Genomic DNA, 18,649 nt, shown 5'->3' with positions numbered 1-18,649 from the left:
ACTCCCCTGCACCTGCGCGTGCCGCGCCTAGACTGTGCGGGTGTTGCCCGCCCGTTCTCCTTACGCCCGCCTGGAGGGGTTCTTGCGGGACACGCTGGGCGGCGGGGCGACGCGCCTGCACGAGGAGCAGCCGGTCCCGGCGCGGACGGTGGGGGTCTCGGAGCTGGGTTGGAGCGACGCGGTGGCGCGCGGTTTCGGCTTCCCGGCGGTGTTCGCGCATCAGGCGCGCACCTTCGAGTTGATGCGCGCGGGTGAGAACGTGATCATCACGACGCCCACGGCGAGCGGGAAGACCGGGGCGTTCTTTCCGGGGGTGTTCGACCGCCTGGAGCGCGATCCGGCGGCGACGGCGCTGTTCGTGTACCCGCTGGTGGCGCTGGGGCAGGATCAGCGGGACAAGCTGCTGGAGTTCCGCGAGCGGGGCGGGTTTGGGTGGGAGGTGGCGTCGTTTCAGGGCTCGGCGCAGGGGTCGGCCGTGTTCCGGCCGGGCGTGCGGATGGTGACGGCCACGCCGGACAAACTGCACTGGTCGCTGGTGCAGCCGGGCGTGCGGGATTTTCTGCGGAACCTGTCGTTCCTGGTGCTGGACGAGGCGCACACGTACCGGGGCGGCTTCGGCAGCGAGGTGGCGGGCATGCTGCGGCGCCTGCTGGGGCTGGCGCGGGCGCTGGGCGCCAACCCGCAGGTGATCCTGAGTACGGCGACCATCGGGAACCCGGCGGAGTTCGCGCGGGAACTGACGGGTGTGGACGCCACCGAGGTCAGCGAGTCCGGCGCCGAGCGGCACGGGAAACGCTATTACCTCGCGGATCACAGGGGGCAGCCGAGGCGTTTCTGGAACGCCGTGATGGACGCCAGCGCCCGCTACGACCTGAAGATTCTGGCGTTCTTCCGGGGGCGGTCGCGGGCGGCGCGGCTGTACTCCACGTACCGGGCGCAGCCGGGGTACGCGGGGCGCGCGCACCTGTACATGGCGGGCACCAGTGACCGCGAGGGCCGCCTGTCCGAGTTCCGCCGGACGCGCAGCGGCGTGATGTTCGCTACGAACGCCCTGGAAGCCGGGGTGGACATCGGGGATCTGGAGGTCGTGATCATCGACGGGTACCCGGGTTCGCGCATGGCGTTCCGGCAGATGGCGGGCCGCGCGGGGCGGATCGCGCCGGGGCTGGTGCTGTACCTGCCGTCCCTGAACGAGCAGGGCGTCCCGCAGCCCGCCGATGCGTTCTACAGCAACGCCGGGAATTTCCTTGACCTGCTGACCGGCCCGATCGAGAAGGCGGTCGTGGAGGCGAACAACCCGTACCTGTCGCCCCGGCATCAGGCGCGCGCGAACGAGGAATTCCACGCGGCGGGCCTGCCGGAACCGCACGCGGCCGCTCTCACGGCGCCCCGCTACTGGAACCTGCGCGGCGAGGGCAGCCTGAAGTACGTGGTGGTCGAGGCGGCCGACTGGGAGCGGCTGGGTGTCAAGGCGCTGGACAACCCCCTGGAAAGCCCCAGCCAGCACTACGCCCTGACCGAGAAGCACGAGGGCGCCGTGTTCACCCTGGACGGCCAGGGGTACCGGGTCGTGCGCTGGGAGAAACACGAGGGCGGCACCGTCATCCTGGTCGAGCGGCACGACACCGCCAACCTGTTCACGCGCGGCCTGTACACCATCGAGGTCACGCCCCGCGAGATGGGCCGGTGGGTGCAGCGCGGCCCCCTGGCGTACCGGCACGGCGAGGTCGTCATCCGCCGCCGCTACACCGGTTACCAGATGCTCCGGCAGGTGTTCGAGCGCGTCTGCGTGGGCTGCGACCGCGAACCCGGACCCGCCGAACGCAGTTGCGTGAAATGCGGCGGGCGCATTCAGGACCGCATGCAGGACCACAAGCTCTCCGAGCACCTGTACGACACGCCCACCGAACTCCCCCCGTTCCGTACCAGCGCCCTGGAAGTCGGCGTGGACGCCCGCGCCACCGACTACCCCACCGCTGTGGCGCACACCCTGAAACACCTGCTGCAAAAAGTCACGCCCGAGCGGGTCGCCTGCGACGAGAACGACCTGTCCGGCGCGTTCCGCGAGGGCCGCGACACGTACTTCTTCCTGTACGACGACTGGCTGGGCGGCCTGGGCGTATCGCGCCGAGCCTCGCTGCACATGGACGACCTGCTGCGCCGCGCGCTGGACCTGACCGCCAAGACCTGCTGCCAGAACCCGCACGGCTGCTTCGAGTGCATCGCCGTGAGCCGCTGCTACTCGCCCACCCTGGCCAGCGGGGAACGCCGACCCACCGACAAGCACGCCACCCGCGCGTTCCTTCAGGCGGTACTGGGCGTCACGGACGAGCAGCTGCACCAGCCCCCCGCGCACCTGCGGCCCGAACACACCTCCGGCGCCGCCCCGCACGCGCCGCTGCCCGACCAGCCGGACCAGCCGCTCGCCCCGCCCGTCGGCTGGCCCCTCCAGGCCCGCGAACTGCTGGACCTGCACGGCCTGAGCCTCCCGGAAGTCAGCGCCCGCCTCGGCATTCCCAGCCGCGAACTGCAACGCGCCGTCAGCACCACCCAGCCGCTGCGCCTGCGCCACGCGAAATTCGGGGACGGCGTGTTCATGCAGGGCTTCCACCAGGGCGAACGCCGCGAGGTCCTCGTGTACTTCCCTGGCGTGGGTCAGAAACGCCTCCTGCTTAAATTCGCCGGACTGACCGTCATCGAGGCGGCGCCCGCACCCCGCTGAACCTCCCCCCGCACACGCCGCCGACCCTGCCGTCCGCTTGACCCCAAACGAGACCCGCCGCTATACTTGAGCGCGCCGGAAACGTCCATAGGGATATGGTGTAATGGCAGCACAGCAGATTTTGGATCTGCTTGTCTAGGTTCGAATCCTAGTATCCCTGCCAGAACCCAGCGGCTCACCGACCACCATCGGCGGGCCGTTTCTGCATGCTGCCGTTTCCACCTGCGCCCGCTGTTGATCGCATCATCATGAGCCGAAACGAGTCCGCTACACCGTCGGCCGCTGACGCCCCACATCCAACGCGCCGTCCCCGGATCAATGGAGGCGGCGATTTCCGTGCCGGGCACGCCGTCCGCGCTGCTATGCTGCCCGCACATGCCCAGCGCGCCAGACCGCATCCGGGAAGCCGTGACCGCCATCCACGACTGGCTGACCCACACCCCCAACCCCGGCGAGGCCGTCGTCCGGCAGGCCATCGTGCTGCGCGTGCTGCACGCCGCCGGATTCGACATCTGGAATCCCGCCGAGGTCGTCCCCGAAGAAACGAACGCCACGGGTAACCGCGCCGACTTCCTGATCCGCAGCGGGCACGGCGCGTTCGCGCTGGAACTCAAGGGCATGAACGTCACCCTGGGCGCCGCCCACTACCAGCAGGCCGCCACGTACGCCGTCAACGAGGGCACCCGCTGGGCCATCGTCACGAACGGCCGCGTCTGGGCGGTCCTGGACGAACACCTGCCGGGCCGCTGGGAGGACCGTGTGGCCCTGAAACTCGAACTCGGGCAGGAAGGCCACACCTTCGCAGGCGACCTCGCCGCGCTGCTCGACGTGGACACCTGGCGTGCAGGGCGATTCCCGGACGCCCTGCACGGCATCCGCCAGCGGCAGCAGCAGCGGCTCGACGAGGCCCGCATCCGCCGCGAGAAGACCCCGCTGGTCGAACAGGTCCGGCAGCAGTTCGGAATCGCCACCTTCGACCTCGCCGCGCAGGCCGCCGCCGAGATGAACCGCATCACCGAAGCTGAACGCGACACGTTACTGGGCCGGTCAATCAGCGTACCGACACAGGATGCTCAGTGCGTGCCATTCAGTTACCGCACGCGAACGGCGGTGGCCCACGCGGAATACCGTCCTGCTGCTGGCACATGGACGGTCCTGGCCGGAAGCACCGCGCTGAACCGCATTCAGGGCGAAGGCTCGAACGCGCAGGCCCTGCGCCGCCGCCGCACACAGCAACTCGCAGACGGCGTTCTGCGCGAACTGGACGGCGCCCTGCTGCGCTTCGAGCGGGACGTCGTATTCGACAGTCCCAGTATGGCGGCCGTGGCGGTCTCCGGGGCGTCCAAGAACGGCTGGGTGTGCTGGAAAGATGACAGCGGGCAGCTGGCAGACGCGTACCGCGCCAAACCCACATCCTGACCCCCGTGCCCTGAACAGTGGGCGCACCTGACGCTGGGCGGGTAGCCTGCGGGGTATGAAGCCGCTTTTGCTGGGTCACCGTGGTACGCCCCGACTGCACACCGAGAACACCCTGGCCGGGTTTCAGGCGGCGCTGGATGCCGGTCTGGACGGCGTGGAACTGGATGTGCGCCGCCTGATGGACGGCACGCTGGTCATTCATCATGATCCGGCGCTCAAGGCGGGCGGGTTGCTGCCCGAGATGAACGCTGCCGGTCTGCCCGCGTACGTGCCGACGCTGGACGACGCCCTGGCCTGGGCGGCGGATACGGGGGCGTTCGTGAACGTGGAGATCAAGTTCGAGGCTGCTCGCCCGGATGACCGGGTGCACCGCACGTTGCACGCCATTCGCGCGCACGGGCTGTCGCGGCGGGTGATCGTCAGTTCGTTCAGTCCGCTGGTGCTGGACGCGGCCCGGTATCACGCGCCGGAGATTGAGCGCGGCTTCCTGTTTCACCGTGCGTTCCGTGCCGGGCCGCTGGATCTGGTGCCGCTGGTGATGCGGCGCGTGCAGGCGGCGGCCCTGCACCCCATGCACCCCCTGATCGATGCCGCCCTGATGGCCCAGGCCCGCGCGCACGGCTGGCGCGTTAACACGTGGACCGTGAACGACGCCGCGCAGGTGGCCCGCCTCAGGGCACTCGGCGTGGACGCCCTGATCGGCGACCTGCCGGAGGTGCTGCTGACGGCACGCTGAAGAGGCGTGGGCGGGCAGGAGCACTGAGGGGCATTCGGCGCACACACCGCTGACCATCACCCGTCATGCGAAGTCCAGTGGAATGGTTTGAAAAGACCGTTTCATCCGAGCGGAGCGGGCAGACGGGGCGCGTGGGTTCGCGTCCAACCCAGTGGGGGCAGTTCTGGTCGCAGGGCGCAGAAACATGGCCCGACTGTCGGTGCCGGGGACTGCCTGTTCGGACTCCGGCGGGAAGTGTGAAGGAACGCTCTGCGGGTCGCGCGGCTCACAACCGCTTGACAACGCCCTGATGCAATGGGCCTACGGTGCACTTCATGAACCGAATACTGCTGACGGCGGCCCTGCTGGGCTTGACGAACGTTTCTCTCGCTTCCGCGCAGACCACCGTGGAGTTCTGGCACTCCTTCGGGGACGCCAAGCGCAGCGGCTGGATTCAGGCCCGTGCGGACGAGTACAACAAGACGCACAGCGGCGTGAAGGTCGTCCCGAGCTACAAGGGCAGCTACAACGACAGCCTGCAGGCGACCATCCTCGCCGCGCGGCAGGGCAAGGCCCCGGCGCTCGTGCAGATCTTCGAGGTCGGCAGTCAGCTGGCACTGGACAGCGGCGCGTTCCAGCCCGTCAGCAGCGTCAAGAACGTTGATTTCAGCGATTACATCAAGCCCGTCATCAACTACTACACCATCGGCGGGAAGGTGAACAGCCTGCCGTTCAACTCCAGCAGCCCGGTTCTGTACTTCAACCAGGACCTGATGAAGAAAGCGGGCCTGAACCCCAAGCAGCCCCCCACCACGTACGGCGGGCTGATCAAGGCCTGCGAGAAGATCGAGGCGGCCAAGCTGGACACCACCTGCTTCGGCATGAGCCTGAACGGCTGGTTCATCGAGCAGTGGATGGCGCAGCAGGGCGCGCCCCTCCTGAACAATGGCAACGGCCGCCAGGGCCGCGCGACCGCCACGAACCTCGACAGCCAGGCCGCGAAGAACATCTTCTCGTTCTTCAAGACCATGCAGGAGCGCAAGTACTACACCTACACCGGCAAGCTGGAAGACTGGGACGGCAGCGACGCCATCTTCACGAACCAGAAGACCGTGTTCCACATCACGTCCACCGCCGACATCGGCAACATCCGCGACGCCGCCAAGAAAGCCGGGTTCAGCGTGGGCGTGGGCGTCATGCCCATCCCGGACGGCAGTAAGCGCAACGGCGTGGTCATCGGTGGGGCCAGCCTGTGGATCAGCAAGGGCGTCAGCAAACCCCAGGCGGAAGGTGCGCTGGACTTCGCGCTGTACATGACAAACACGCAGAACATGGCCGAGTGGCACAAACTGACCGGGTACTACCCCGTGCGTCAGAGCAGCATTGACCTGCTGCGCAAGCAGGGCTGGTTCACGCAGACGCCCCTGCAACTCGTGGCGTTCAACCAGCTGACCCGCACCGTGCCCAGCCCCGCCACGGCCGGCGGCCTGAACGGCGCGGCCATCCAGACCCGCAAGATCATGGAAGAAGGCGTGCAGAAGGTCCTGGGCGGGCAGAACGTGGACGCCGCCCTGAAGGAAACCAAGGCCCGCGCCGACGCCGCGCTGGCCGAGTACAACGCGAACTTCAAGTAAGCGCCGGGGACCTGTCAGCGTCACGCCCTGACCGGCCGCTGAGCCCACCCGTCCTGCCCGCCGCGCGGCCCGGTTCCTCCATGACGGAGGGCGGGCCGCCCGCGCCATTCCAGCCCCCGTGTTCCCGGGATGCACCTGTTCCCCGGATGCACCCGTTCCCCGGATGCACCCGTTCCCCGGAGGTACCCCGCATGACCGCCCTCCCCGACCCGCCCGCCCGCCCATGCTGAGCCCTGGCCGCGCCCGCCCCACCCCGGACGCCGCTGAGAACGCCGTGTTCCGGGGCCGCGCGCTGCCGTGGCTGTTCCTGCTGCCCAGCCTGCTGATCCTGGCGGTGTTCATCTACCTGCCGGCGTTGCAGACGCTCAGGCTGGCTGCGTACCGCGCGAACGTGATCCTGGGCACCGAGCAGTTCGTGGGCCTCGCCAATTTCGCCGACCTGCTGTCCAGTCCCGCGTACCAGCAGGTGGCGCTTCAGACCCTGGTGTTCACGGTCCTGACCGTCACGTTCGGGCTGCTGCTGTCCCTGGGACTGGCGTGGCTCGCCAGTCGTCCCGTGCGCGGCGCGGGCGCGTACCGCCTGCTGCTGATCTACCCCTACGCCCTGAGCCCCGCCATTGCCGGAACGCTGTGGCTGTTTCTGTTCAACCCGGAGATCGGGCTGATCAACCAGCTGCTGGGCGAACTGTTCGGCGTGCGCCCCCGCTGGCTGGACACGCCCTCCCTGGCGTTTGGTCTGGTCACGCTGGCCGCCATCTGGAAGGGCCTGGCGTACAACATCGTGTTCTACCTGGCCAGCATTCAGAACCTGCCGGGCGACGTGATGGAAGCCGCCGAGATCGACGGCGCGACCCCCGCGCAGGTGTTCTGGCGCGTGGCGTTCCCGCTGCTGAGCCCCATCACGTTCTTCCTGGTGTTCACGAACATCATCGCGGCGCTGTTCGACTCGTTCGCCCTGACGGACATCCTCACGCGCGGCGGACCGTACACCGGGCACGCCGGGGCGACCACGTTCCTGGTCTACCAGCTGTACCAGGACGGCTTCGTGAACTTCAAGACCGGCGTGGCCGCCGCGCAGGCCGCCCTGATGCTGGCACTCGTGGCGTTCGTCACCTGGATGCAGTTCCGGCTGGGCGAGAGGCGGGTGCACTATGGCAGTTAAGCCGGCCGCGCCGCCCACCCGCGCCGCTCTCCGTTCCCGCCGCGCGCGGGGCGTGTGGCTCACGCACGCCGCGCTGATCCTGGCGATCCTGATCATCAGCGCGCCCCTGATCTTCGCGGTCATCAAGAGCACCCAGACGTCCAGCATCGTCCTGAGCCCCAGCCTGCTGCCCGGCGGCGCGTTCTTCCAGAACCTCTCGGGCGTGTGGGAGGACGCGCACCTGGGCCGCTACATGCGCAACAGCCTCGTGGTGGCCGTGTGCGTCACCGCCGGAAAGACCACGCTGGCCCTGCTGGCCGCGCTGGCGTTCGTGTACTTCCGCTTTCCGCTGAAGGGCGCGGCGTTCACCCTGGTTCTGCTGTCCCTGATGCTGCCCACCGAGGTGCTGATCATCGCGCTGTTCGATCTGGTCAGCCGCGACCTGAACTGGGCGAACACGTACGCCGCGATCATCGTGCCGTTCCTGGCCAGCGCGACCGGCACGTTCCTGTTCCGGCAGCATTTCCTGAGCATCCCCACCAGCCTCGCCGACGCCGCCCGCATCGACGGGTGCGGCCCGCTGCGGTACCTGACGCACATTCTGATTCCCATGAGCACGAACACCATCGGCGCGCTGGCCGTCATTCAGTTCGTGTACGCCTGGGATCAGTACATCTGGCCGCTGGTCATCATGCAGCAGGACGACAAGCAGGTCGTGCAAGTCGGCCTGCGCAAACTGATCGAGGTGGGCGGGCAGACCGACTGGGGCGCCGTGATGGCCGGGGCGGTCATCACGGCCCTGCCGCCGCTGATCGTGTTCACGGCCCTGCAAAAGCAGTTCAGCCGGGGCTTCGCGCTCACTGAGGACAAGTAAGACCGATTCCGATTGATTCGGCGCAGTTCCGAATCAATCCGAGCGGAGCGAGTGGGAGCAGGGCGGGTTCCGGGTTATCAACAAACCAGCTGAGCAGTTACCAAACCAGACGGACGTCCCTTCAAGGTCACTCCCCGAATGCCTGTGCACGTCCCTGACTCCGGGCTGACCGGCCGCGCACGTTCCTCTGACGTGCGCGGCTTCAACTGACAGATGTGAATCCCTCACCGAACGCACGCACGTCCATGAAAGCCCTCATGATCCGCCTGTCCGGTGCGCTGGCGCTGGGCGTGGGGTCCGCGCAGGCCGTTACCCTGGCCGGGTACGCGGAACTGCCGGCCGATACCTTCGCTGCCGGGCCGGCCAGCGGCGCGTGGAGTAACGGCCTGCGCGGCCAGCCCCGCTTTCAGGGGCAGCCGGTGCAGGGCTTCAGCGGCGTGCAGTTCGCGCGGGACGGCACCTACCTCGTAACTGCTCAGCACGATAAACACGGCAAAAAACGCTTGTTCCCGTTTTGTATGAGCATAATAGTTACTGCAAATCTGCCTTGGACGAACCAATTCGCCCATATCGGCAATTTCAGTCATTTGAAAGCAGCTTCTTAGCAATTTATAGGGCTGAATTCAGATTCTGAGCAATTTACCCTGCTGAGCAGTTACCCTACCTCTTCCTCAGTGACAACGGGTTCGGCGCGAAGAACAACAGCGCCGATTCTCTGCTGCGCCTGCACCGCCTGACGCTCACCCCGAAAACCGCGCCCAAGGGCGCGGGGAAGGTGGAGGTAGGGGCGTTTATTCAACTGCGTGACCCGGAGCGGCGCGTGCCGTGGCAGATCGTGAACGAGGCCAGCCCGGAGCGCCTGCTGACCGGCGCAGACTTCGACCCGGAAGGTTTCGTGATCGCGCCCGACGGGACCCTGTGGGTGGGCGACGAGTTCGGGCCGTACCTGCTGCACTTCAGCGCGGACGGCGTACTGCTGGGTGCGCCCATCCCCACCCCAAACCTGGCGGGCCTCAGCACCCTGACCGGCAGGCCGCCCATCGTGATCGGGCACCGGGGCAGCAGCGGCACCCGCCCGGAACACACCCTGGAATCCTACCGGGTGGCCATCGAGGCCGGCGCGGACTTCATCGAACCCGACCTGGTCGTCACGAAAGACGGCGTGCTGGTCGCCCGGCACGAACCGGTCATGGCTGTCCTGGATAAGGACGGCAAGGTCACGGAGGCCACCACAGATGTCGCCACCCGCCCCGAATTCGCCGGGCGCGTGAAGACCAAGAACCTCGACGGACAGGACGTCACGGGGTACTGGGTCGAGGATTTCACGCTGGCGGAACTCAAGACCCTGCGCGCCGTGGAGCGCCTCCCGGCCCTGCGTGGCCGCACCTTCGACGGGCAGTTCGAGGTGCCCACCCTGAGCGAGATCATCGCCCTGGTTCGCGAGACCGAAACCCGCACCGGCCGCCGGGTCGGTATCTACCCCGAAACGAAGCACCCCACCTTCATGGCCGCGCAGGCACGCGTGAACACCTCGCAACTGCTGATCGACACCCTGAAGAAAGAAGGCTTCACGGACCCGGCGCGTGTGTTCATCCAGTCGTTCGAGACGGCCAACCTGCGCGAACTGAGCAGCACCATCATGCCCGCTGCCGGCGTGAAACTCCCGCTCGTGCAGTTGCTGGGCGGCCAGACCGGCGCGCCCTACGACCTGAGCGCCCGCAAGGACCCCCGCCAGAACGCCGACCTGACCACCCTGGCCGGCCTGCGTGACATCGCCACGTACGCCAGCGGCATCGGCCCCAGCAAGAGCTGGATCATCGACGGCAAGGGGCAGACCACGGACTTCGTGACACGCGCACACACCGCCGGGCTGCTCGTGCACCCGTACACCTTCCGGAACGAACCCCCCTTCCTGGCCGCGCAGTACGCCAACAACCCCGAAGCCGAGATGCGGCAGGCCATTCAGGCGGGCGTGGACGGCCTGTTCACCGATTTCCCCGCCACCGGCGCGAAGGTGGTCGCCGAGTACGCCGCGCCTGAAGTCCGCAGCCCCCAGCACCCCGCCTTCACGCAGGGCGCCAGCAGCAGCGCCGCCACGCTGGGCAGCAGCGGCGGTTTCGAGGGCCTGACCCTCAGCCCCGACGGGAAGACCCTGTACGCCCTGCTGGAAAAAACCGTGGCCGGCGACACGCCCGGCCAGCTGCGCCTGCACGCCATTGACCTTGCCACGCAGAAGTGGACCCTGACCGGCCGTTACCCGCTCGACGCGCCCACCAACGCCATCGGGGACATGACCCCCGTGAACGCCTCGGAACTGATCGTGATCGAACGCGACAGCAGCAGCGGAGACGCCGCCCGCACCAAACGCCTTTACCGCGTCAGCCTGACCGACCGGAACACCGACGGCACCCTGAAAAAGACCCTGCTGGCCGACCTGCTGAACATCGCCGACCCGCAGGGACTGGCGCCCAGCACGACCGGCGGCGTGTTCCGCTTCCCGTACGTGACCATCGAGAACGTCATCGTGCTCGACGCGAGTACCGTCCTCGTCGCCAACGACAACAACTACCCCGGCACTGGCGGGCGCGGCGCCACCGTCAAGGACAGCAACGAGTTCATCTGGCTGAAACTCGACGCGCCCCTGACCCTCGCGCCCGGCGTCGGCCGCCGCTAAGTACACTGCGTTTATCTTGTCGATAAACCGCGCGGAGCGCGGAGCAGAAGAAAGACGTTGGAGCGGGAATGGAGAGGTTCCGGCGCTTTCCCGGAATCTCGCAATGGTAGCTTCAACGTCTTTAACCCCGGCCAGCGGCCCGCGCCGACCTGCCGGAATCCCCCTCCCTCCCCGGTGTATGGAGCGCAGTCCGCATAACACATTGAAATCCTGAATGCGGCAGACACGGCGCGGTGATCACCCGCGCCCTGCCCAGCCCCCGCCCCACGTCAAGGACCGCCCGCCGATGTTCCCCCGGCCGGGCGGCCCTTTTTTCTCGTGGCGATCAGGTTGTACGGATTCCGATTGATTCGGTGGGGTTCCGAATCTATCCGAGCGGAGCGAGTGGGAACAGGGCGGATTTCGCGGCATGGAGCCGCAGGCGGCGCCTTCCCGACTGTGGCGGAATGGAGCGGCAGTCCGTAGTAGGCGGATTCCGATTGATTCGGTGGGGTTCCGGATCAACCCGGGCGGATGCGAGAAAAAACAACAGATGCCCCTTTGCGGGCGGGAGCGCCGTCAGAATGGGACCGTTTCCTGCCCCGCTCCGGGTTACCCTGGCTGCATGGATCTCGCTGCTGCCCGCGCTGCCCTGCACTCTGCTTCCCGCGTTGCCGTGCTGACCGGAGCGGGCGTCAGTGCCGAGAGCGGCATTCCCACCTTCCGGGACGCGCAGACGGGCCACTGGGCGCGCTTTAAACCCGAGGATCTTGCCAGTCCGCCCGCGTACGCCCGCGATCCGGTGATGGTGTGGGAGTGGTACGCGGGCCGTTACCGGGACGTGCTGGCCGCGCAGCCGAACGGCGCCCACCAGCTGCTCGCGCGGCTGGAGGCTCAGAAGGGGCCGGGGTTCTTCCTGGCCACGCAGAACGTGGACGGCCTGCACCACCGCGCGGGCAGTGGTACGCACGGCGGGCGGGTTGTGGAACTGCACGGCAATCTCCTGAGCGCCCGGGATGAGGTGACGGGCCAGACCTTCCCGCTCGCCGCGCCCACCGAACTGGTCACGCCGCCCACCTCGCCGCTCGGGAACCGCATGCGGCCCAACGTGGTCTGGTTCGGCGAACTCCTGCCGGGTGACGCCCTGGAGGCCGCGCAGGACGCCTTCGCTGCCGCGCAGGTCGCGCTGGTCATCGGGACGAGCGGCGCCGTGTACCCCGCTGCCGGACTGGCCGCCGAGACCCTGCGGCGCGGCGGGATCGCCATCGAGATCAACCCCACCGAGACCGAGATCTCGCACCAGATGACCTTCGCCGTGCGGGACGTCGCGTCACGCGGGCTGGCGGCTCTGCTGGGGAACGGCTGACTGTTCCCCGGTGGGTGTCTGATTTCTCCCACACCCGTTCGGGGAAAGCCTGTTACTTTCTAGGTGGCCCGCTCTGGGGTGGGCCGCTTCCTTCGGGGCGGGGTGAAATTCCCTACCGGCGGTGATGGCGTGAGCCTCAGCCCGCGAAGCCCGCGCAGACTGCACCACGCGCAGGCCCGATCCAGTGGAATTCTGGAGCCGACGGTGTTATGGCGCGCACGGACGCTTAGGCGGATCAAGAAAGGTGAGGGGCCGTCCCTGAGCCTGTGGCCCATTCAGTCCGGATGAGAGAAGGAGGAACGCTGCCTGCCACCCCGGCGGGCGGCGACAGACCATGTATGAAGTGAATGCTCTGCCCCCTGGGGTGGCGGCACTGCCTGCCGACGAGCGCTTCATGACGCTCGCGCTTGAGCAGGCTGCCAGAGGACTGGGCCGCACCGCGCCGAATCCCCCCGTGGGCTGCGTGATCGTGCAGCAAGGGACGGTGGTAGGGCGAGGTTTTCATCCGAGGGCCGGTGAGCCGCACGCGGAAGCGTTCGCCCTGCGTGCGGCGGGCGCGCGGGCACGCGGCGCGGTGGCGTACGTGACGCTGGAGCCGTGCAGTCACCACGGGCGCACGCCGCCCTGCGCGGACGCGCTGATCGCGGCGGGCGTGCGGCGCGTAGTCGTGGCGGCGCTGGACCCGAATCCGCGCGTTTCGGGACGCGGCGTGCAGAAGCTCCGGGACGCCAGGATCGAGGTCGCGCTCGGCGTGCTGGGGGCGCAGGCCGAGCGGCAGCAGGCGGGGTTCCGCAGCGCAGTGGTGCGGGGCCGCCCGTGGGTGGTGGCGAAGTACGCCATGACCCTGGACGGCAAGGTCGCTGCGCCCGGCGAGGCGAATGGAGCCGTGAGCGGCCCCGAGGCCCGCGGGCGCACCATGCGCTGGCGCGACGAACTGGACGCCATTGCGGTCGGTAGCGGCACCCTGAGTCTGGACGACCCGGCCCTGACGACACGCGGCGTGCCGGGTGGCCGTGACCCGCGCCCCGTGGTGTTCGACCGCCGCGCGGCGAGTGACCCGCACGCCCGCGCCTGGCGGGACGGGGCCGTCCTCGTGACCGCCCCGGACGCCGACGCTGCCGCGCACGAGGCCGCCGGGATCACCGTGCAGCGCGCCGCCTGCCTGCCAGACGCCCTGCGCGGACTGGCTGACCTGGGGGTCGGCAGCGTGTTGCTCGAAGGCGGCCCGACTCTCCTGAGCGCCTTTCTCGCGCAGGGACTGGTGGATGAGGTGCGGGTCTTTCTCGCCCCGAAACTTCTTGGCGCGGGCCTGAGCCCCCTGAGCGCTCCCGAGCGGCCCATGCACGGGGCGCAGGCCGTGCGGGACCTCAGGGTCGAGACGCTGGGAGTGGATGTTCTGATCACCGGCCTGCTGAACGACATCCCGCGTATCTGAAACGGACTCGGGTTGATTCGGTGCAGTTCTGAACCAACCCGAGCGAAGCGAGTGGGAGCAAAACGGATTCCGATAGGTTCGCCGCCGTTCTGAATCAATCCGAGCCTTCCTTCACCCGAGGTCAAAGTATGTTTACTGGAATCATCGAACAGGTCGGGCAGATTGCCCGCACCACTGACAACGAGGGCAACCTGAGCGTCACCATTCAGCCTGCCCGCATGTGGGACGACCTGGAACTGGGCGAGAGTATCGCCGTGAACGGCACCTGCCTGACCGTGACCACCTGGGACGCGGCGGGCTTCACCGTGGACCTGAGCCGCGAGACCCTCGCCAAAACGGCCCCGCACTGGCGGGCGGGCGTGAAGGTCAACCTGGAGCGCGCCATGACCGCCCGGGCGCGGTTCGGCGGGCACGTCGTGAGCGGGCACGTGGACGGCGTGGGCCTGATCGTGCGCGTGGACGCCCAGCCCGGCGCGTACACCATGACCGTGCGCGCCGCGCCACACCTGGCGCGCTACCTCGTGCCCAAGGGCAGCGTCACCGTGGACGGCGTGAGCCTGACGGTCGTGGACGCGGGCGGCCCCGCCGGGAGCCGCGCCGACCTGCGCCCCGACGAATTTACGCTGTGGCTCGTGCCGCACACGCTGCACGTCACCACGCTGCACACCTGGGCGGCGGGTACAACAGTCAACCTGGAGGCCGATCAGATGGCCAAGTACGCCGAGCGGCTGATCCTGATGCGCGACTGGACGCCAGAACAGCCCTATCAGCCACAACAGCCTGATGGGGAGGTGACGGCGTGAGCCTCGCTTCCATCCCCGATCTGCTGGCGCAGCTGCGCGCCGGGCGGCCCGTGATCCTGGTGGACGACGAGAACCGCGAGAACGAGGGCGACCTGCTGATGCCCGCCGCGACCGCCACGCCCGAGTGGGTGAATTTCATGGCGCGCGAGGGACGCGGCCTGATCTGCGTGACGCTCACGCCCGACCGCGCCCGCGCGCTGGACCTGACCCCCATGGTGGGCAGCAGCACCGACCCGAACGGCACGGCCTTCACCGTCAGCGTGGATCACGTGAGCAACTCCACGGGCATCAGCGCCTTCGACCGCGCCGCCACGATTGCCGCCCTGATGGACGACGCGGCCAGACCCACGGAGTTTCGCCGTCCGGGGCACATCTTTCCGCTCGTCGCGCGGCCCGGCGGGGTGCTGCGCCGCGCCGGGCACACCGAGGCCGGCTGCGATCTGGCGCGGCTCGCGGGCTTCGCGCCGGTCGGCGTGATCTGCGAGATCATGGGCGACGACGGCGAGATGAGCCGCCTGCCGGACCTGCTGGCCTTCGGTGAGCGGCACGGCCTGAAGGTCGGCAGCATCGAGGCGCTGATCGCCTACCGCATGGAACATGACCCGTTCATGCAGCGGGTCGCCGAGGCGCGGCTGCCCACCGGGTACGGCGAGTTCCGCATCGTCGGCTTCGAGGACTCCCTGACCGGCGCCGAACACGTCGCGCTCGTCATGGGCGATGTCACGCCAGAGCCCCTGCTGGTGCGCGTGCACAGCGAATGCCTGACCGGTGACGGCTTCCACTCCCTGCGCTGCGACTGCGGCGCGCAACGAGACGCGGCCATGCAGGCCATCGCCGACGAGGGACGCGGCGTCCTCGTGTACCTGCGCCAGGAGGGGCGCGGCATCGGCCTGCTCAACAAGATCCGCGCGTACCACCTTCAGGACGGCGGCGCCGACACCGTCGAAGCGAACCTGCAACTCGGCTTTCCCGCCGACGCCCGCGACTTCGGCATCGGCGCGCAGATGCTGCACCTGCTGGGCGCCCGGCAACTGCGCGTCCTGACGAACAACCCCCGCAAACTGCACTCCCTGGGCGGCTTTGGGCTGGAGGTCGTCGAGCGCGTGCCCCTGCATGCCGGGCAGAACGCCCACAACACCGCGTACCTCGGCACCAAGGCCGCCAAACTCGGCCACATCGGCACGGACGGCAGCGGCGCCTGAGCGGCGCAGAGCGCCTCAGACGGACGGCGCTCCATGCCGTCCAGGGGCGTCTGCCATTTCTCGTCGCATCTGCCCGGTCCCAAAACCGCACTCCGTATCAGTCCTTTGACCCGTAGAAGGGCGCAGGACGGAGTGCAGGAATCTGCACCTGACCACCCATCACCTATAAGGAGACCCACCATGAACCGAATTGAAGCCAATCTGCTTGCCACCGACCTGAAGTTCGCCCTTGTCAGTACCCGCTGGAACCACCTGATCGTGGACCGTCTGGTGGAGGGAGCGGAGCTGGCGTTCGTGCAGCACGGCGGGAAGACCGAGAACCTCGATCATTTCCTGGCGCCCGGCAGTTACGAGGTTCCCCTGATCGCCCGCAAACTTGCCGAGAGTGCACAGTACGACGCGGTGGTGTGCCTGGGGGCCGTCATCAAGGGCGACACTGATCACTACGATTTCGTGGCGGGCGGGGCGGCCAGCGGCATCCTGAACACCAGCCTGCACACGGGTATCCCAGTGGCGTTCGGGGTGTTGACCACTGACACGGTCGAGCAGGCCCTGAACCGCGCCGGAATCAAGGCCGGGAACAAGGGCGGCGAGGCGGTCCTGGCAATGATCGAGACGGTGAACCTGCTGAAACAGATCGGGTAGGCGGGGAGCGGGGCCGGGGCGTTCGCGCCCACCCCGCCAATCCCGCCTTGACTCACACCCGGCTCCGTGCGGGGTTGTTAAGCTGTTGTGCTTGATGCGGGGCCGCCACTGGAGTCCCGAAAAGGGGTGATGTGTTGTGACGGCAGCCGAGAGTATGCAGGATCAGGTTTTTCCCGCACCGATCAAATCGGTCGAGGGGGGCAGCGCCGCCGAGCGGGCGGGCGTGCGGCCGGGTGACGTGCTGCTGCGTGTGAACGGCGAACCCGTCACGGACGTGCTGGCCTACCGGCACGCACTGTCGCAGGGCCGCGCGACGCTGGAAATCGCCCGGCCCAAGGAGGCGCCGCGCGTCATGACGGGCGTGGCGGGCACGGCGCAGGACCACCACCGGCTGTTCCTGCCGACCCCGCCCAGCCTGGAGGACACCTTCACGTTCGACGTGGAGTGGGAGGACCCGGGCCTGGAGTTCGAGGAGGTGCTGTTCGACGGCATCAGGAAGTGCGCGAACAAGTGCGATTTCTGTTACGTGCATCAGATGCCGCGCGGCTTTCGCAAGAGCCTGTACATCATGGACGACGATTACCGCCTGTCCTTCCTGTACGGGTCGTTCGTGACCCTGACGAACCTCTCCGAGGAAGACATTGCGCGCATCGAGAACGAGAACCTCTCGCCGCTGTACGTGTCGGTTCACACAGCCAACCAGGACCTGCGCCAGGACATGATGAAGTGGTGGCGACTGAAGGTCAAAGACCAGCAGGCCGTGCAGATCCGCTCCATGATTGAGCGCCTGGAGCAGATCGACCTGTACACGCAAATCGTGCTGGTCCCGGAACGCAACGACCGCGAGAACCTCGACGAGACCGTGGAGTACCTGGCCAGCCGTCCGAACGTGATCAGCGCGGCGGTCGTGCCGATCGGCCTCACCAGTCACCGCACGAACCTGCCGGACGTGCGGACTTTCACGCGGGAGGAAGCGCAGGACAGCCTGCGCCGCCTGAACGTGTGGCGCCGCAAGTTCCTGAACGAGCGCGGCACGCGTTTCGTGTTCCCCAGCGACGAACTGTACCTGCTGGCCGGCGAGCCCTTGCCGACCGAGGAGGAGTACGAGGGCTTCCCGATGCTGGAAAACGGCGTGGGCATGATCCGCGACTTCCTGACCGAGGCCCTGCCGGAACTCCCGGCGGCGCTGCCCGAACCCCGGCGCGTGATCCTGGGTACGGGTTCACTGTTCGCCGAATCCCTGGACCGCGCGGTCGAGCCTCTGCGCGCCATCGGGGGCCTGACCCTGGAGGTCCGGGCCATCGAGAACAAGACGTTCGGGAAGGTCACGACCGTGGCGGGCCTGCTGACGGGCCGATGCTTCCGGCACGCGGTGAAGCCCGGCGAGGCGGACCTGCTGATCGTGCCGCCCACCACGCTGCGCTACGGCACCGAACTGATGCTGGACGACGTGAGCCTGGACGAACTGCGCTCCGAGCTACGTATGGATATCCGACCGGGCGGCGCGACGCTGGGCGAACTGGCCCGCGTGATCCTCCAGGGCGCGCAGAGCAGCGGCCACCAGTGGGGCATGAGCGCGCACGCCGTGAAGGACAGCGGGCGCGATGAACCGGCGTCCGTGCAGGTGGCCGAGCAGAACATGCGCGGCCAGGCCTGATACGGATTCCGTTTGTTTCGCCGATAATCCGGGACTTCACCGGATGGCCAGCTCCACGTCCGGAACCCGATTCGGCTCCCACTCGATTCGCTCGGATTGAACGGGCTTCGCAGCCTATTCAATCAGAGTCCATATGAGCAGTCAGGTTCATCACAGGGAACAGGGCAGCCGCCCCATACACCGAAGCAAGCGGAAGCCGTCTCATACGGTGGCCGCTTGAGCGGCTCTGCGGGCCGTCCAGTCTGAATACGGCTTAAGTACACTGCGTTTATCTTATAGATAAACCGCGCGGAGCGCGGAGCAGAAGAAAGTACGTTGGAGCGGGAATGGAGAGGTTCCGGCGCTTTCCCGGCATGGCGCAATGTGAGCTTCAACGTACTTAG

Annotated in this window: 14 protein-coding genes and 1 tRNA gene; all 15 read left to right on the top strand. The window is 67.9% G+C overall.

Annotated features, from left to right (window positions below):
• The first annotated feature begins 40 nt into the window (after positions 1-40).
• The 15 genes from QZ271_RS09810 to QZ271_RS09740 all read left to right on the top strand — a co-directional run bounded on the left by QZ271_RS09810 (position 41) and on the right by QZ271_RS09740 (position 18,266).
• Positions 41-2,722 (top strand): DEAD/DEAH box helicase, encoded by a 2,682-nt coding sequence (locus tag QZ271_RS09810; RefSeq protein ID WP_291430964.1) that lies wholly within the window; start codon positions 41-43, stop codon positions 2,720-2,722.
• Positions 2,723-2,811: 89 nt separating this feature from the next.
• Positions 2,812-2,885, top strand: a tRNA-Gln gene (locus tag QZ271_RS09805).
• Between the two features lie 212 nt (positions 2,886-3,097).
• Positions 3,098-4,141 carry a DUF4357 domain-containing protein gene (locus QZ271_RS09800; protein WP_291430962.1) on the top strand — a complete coding sequence of 348 codons (1,044 nt, stop codon included), beginning with the start codon at positions 3,098-3,100 and terminating at the stop codon, positions 4,139-4,141.
• Positions 4,142-4,196: 55 nt separating this feature from the next.
• Positions 4,197-4,877 (top strand): glycerophosphodiester phosphodiesterase, encoded by a 681-nt coding sequence (locus tag QZ271_RS09795; RefSeq protein ID WP_291430961.1) that lies wholly within the window; start codon positions 4,197-4,199, stop codon positions 4,875-4,877.
• A gap of 314 nt (positions 4,878-5,191) precedes the next feature.
• Complete coding sequence (locus QZ271_RS09790; protein WP_291430960.1) at positions 5,192-6,490, top strand: ABC transporter substrate-binding protein; 1,299 nt, start codon at positions 5,192-5,194, stop codon at positions 6,488-6,490.
• Between the two features lie 223 nt (positions 6,491-6,713).
• Positions 6,714-7,652 (top strand): carbohydrate ABC transporter permease, encoded by a 939-nt coding sequence (locus QZ271_RS09785; RefSeq protein WP_291430958.1) that lies wholly within the window; start codon positions 6,714-6,716, stop codon positions 7,650-7,652.
• A complete protein-coding gene (locus QZ271_RS09780) occupies positions 7,642-8,505 on the top strand; it encodes a carbohydrate ABC transporter permease (protein WP_291430957.1) in 864 nt (287 codons plus the stop codon). Before QZ271_RS09785 ends, QZ271_RS09780 begins: the two co-directional genes overlap by 11 nt.
• A 215-nt stretch (positions 8,506-8,720) precedes the next feature.
• On the top strand, positions 8,721-9,110 hold the full coding sequence (locus QZ271_RS09775; RefSeq protein ID WP_291430955.1) for a hypothetical protein: 390 nt from the start codon (positions 8,721-8,723) through the stop codon (positions 9,108-9,110).
• A gap of 32 nt (positions 9,111-9,142) precedes the next feature.
• Positions 9,143-11,179, top strand: coding sequence for an esterase-like activity of phytase family protein (locus QZ271_RS09770; RefSeq protein ID WP_367114355.1), 2,037 nt, complete (start codon positions 9,143-9,145; stop codon positions 11,177-11,179).
• A gap of 604 nt (positions 11,180-11,783) precedes the next feature.
• Positions 11,784-12,524 (top strand): Sir2 family NAD-dependent protein deacetylase, encoded by a 741-nt coding sequence (locus QZ271_RS09765; RefSeq protein ID WP_291430953.1) that lies wholly within the window; start codon positions 11,784-11,786, stop codon positions 12,522-12,524.
• A gap of 334 nt (positions 12,525-12,858) precedes the next feature.
• A complete protein-coding gene (ribD, locus tag QZ271_RS09760; protein ID WP_291430951.1) occupies positions 12,859-13,959 on the top strand; it encodes a bifunctional diaminohydroxyphosphoribosylaminopyrimidine deaminase/5-amino-6-(5-phosphoribosylamino)uracil reductase RibD in 1,101 nt (366 codons plus the stop codon).
• A gap of 128 nt (positions 13,960-14,087) precedes the next feature.
• Positions 14,088-14,762 (top strand): riboflavin synthase, encoded by a 675-nt coding sequence (locus tag QZ271_RS09755; protein ID WP_291430949.1) that lies wholly within the window; start codon positions 14,088-14,090, stop codon positions 14,760-14,762.
• Positions 14,759-15,964: a bifunctional 3,4-dihydroxy-2-butanone-4-phosphate synthase/GTP cyclohydrolase II gene (locus tag QZ271_RS09750; protein ID WP_291430947.1), complete on the top strand. Its 1,206-nt coding sequence runs from the start codon at positions 14,759-14,761 to the stop codon at positions 15,962-15,964. Before QZ271_RS09755 ends, QZ271_RS09750 begins: the two co-directional genes overlap by 4 nt.
• Positions 15,965-16,144: 180 nt before the next feature.
• Positions 16,145-16,609, top strand: coding sequence for a 6,7-dimethyl-8-ribityllumazine synthase (ribH, locus tag QZ271_RS09745; RefSeq protein ID WP_291430945.1), 465 nt, complete (start codon positions 16,145-16,147; stop codon positions 16,607-16,609).
• Positions 16,610-16,745: 136 nt separating this feature from the next.
• On the top strand, positions 16,746-18,266 hold the full coding sequence (locus QZ271_RS09740) for a DUF512 domain-containing protein (RefSeq protein WP_291430943.1): 1,521 nt from the start codon (positions 16,746-16,748) through the stop codon (positions 18,264-18,266).
• Positions 18,267-18,649: the final 383 nt, after the last annotated feature.

Origin of the sequence: Deinococcus sp. (genome assembly GCF_018260555.1) — a bacterium.
Classification (GTDB): Bacteria; Deinococcota; Deinococci; order Deinococcales; family Deinococcaceae; genus Deinococcus.
This window is presented reverse-complemented; position numbering and strand designations above follow the sequence as displayed.

Coding starts and splice junctions, on each gene's coding strand:
- QZ271_RS09765 (WP_291430953.1), top strand. CDS start 11,784: ATGGATCTCGCTGCTGCCCGCGCTGCCCTGCACTCTGCTTCCCGCGTT.
- QZ271_RS09755 (WP_291430949.1), top strand. CDS start 14,088: ATGTTTACTGGAATCATCGAACAGGTCGGGCAGATTGCCCGCACCACT.
- QZ271_RS09800 (WP_291430962.1), top strand. CDS start 3,098: ATGCCCAGCGCGCCAGACCGCATCCGGGAAGCCGTGACCGCCATCCAC.
- QZ271_RS09785 (WP_291430958.1), top strand. CDS start 6,714: ATGCTGAGCCCTGGCCGCGCCCGCCCCACCCCGGACGCCGCTGAGAAC.
- ribH (WP_291430945.1), top strand. CDS start 16,145: ATGAACCGAATTGAAGCCAATCTGCTTGCCACCGACCTGAAGTTCGCC.
- QZ271_RS09795 (WP_291430961.1), top strand. CDS start 4,197: ATGAAGCCGCTTTTGCTGGGTCACCGTGGTACGCCCCGACTGCACACC.
- ribD (WP_291430951.1), top strand. CDS start 12,859: ATGTATGAAGTGAATGCTCTGCCCCCTGGGGTGGCGGCACTGCCTGCC.
- QZ271_RS09780 (WP_291430957.1), top strand. CDS start 7,642: ATGGCAGTTAAGCCGGCCGCGCCGCCCACCCGCGCCGCTCTCCGTTCC.
- QZ271_RS09790 (WP_291430960.1), top strand. CDS start 5,192: ATGAACCGAATACTGCTGACGGCGGCCCTGCTGGGCTTGACGAACGTT.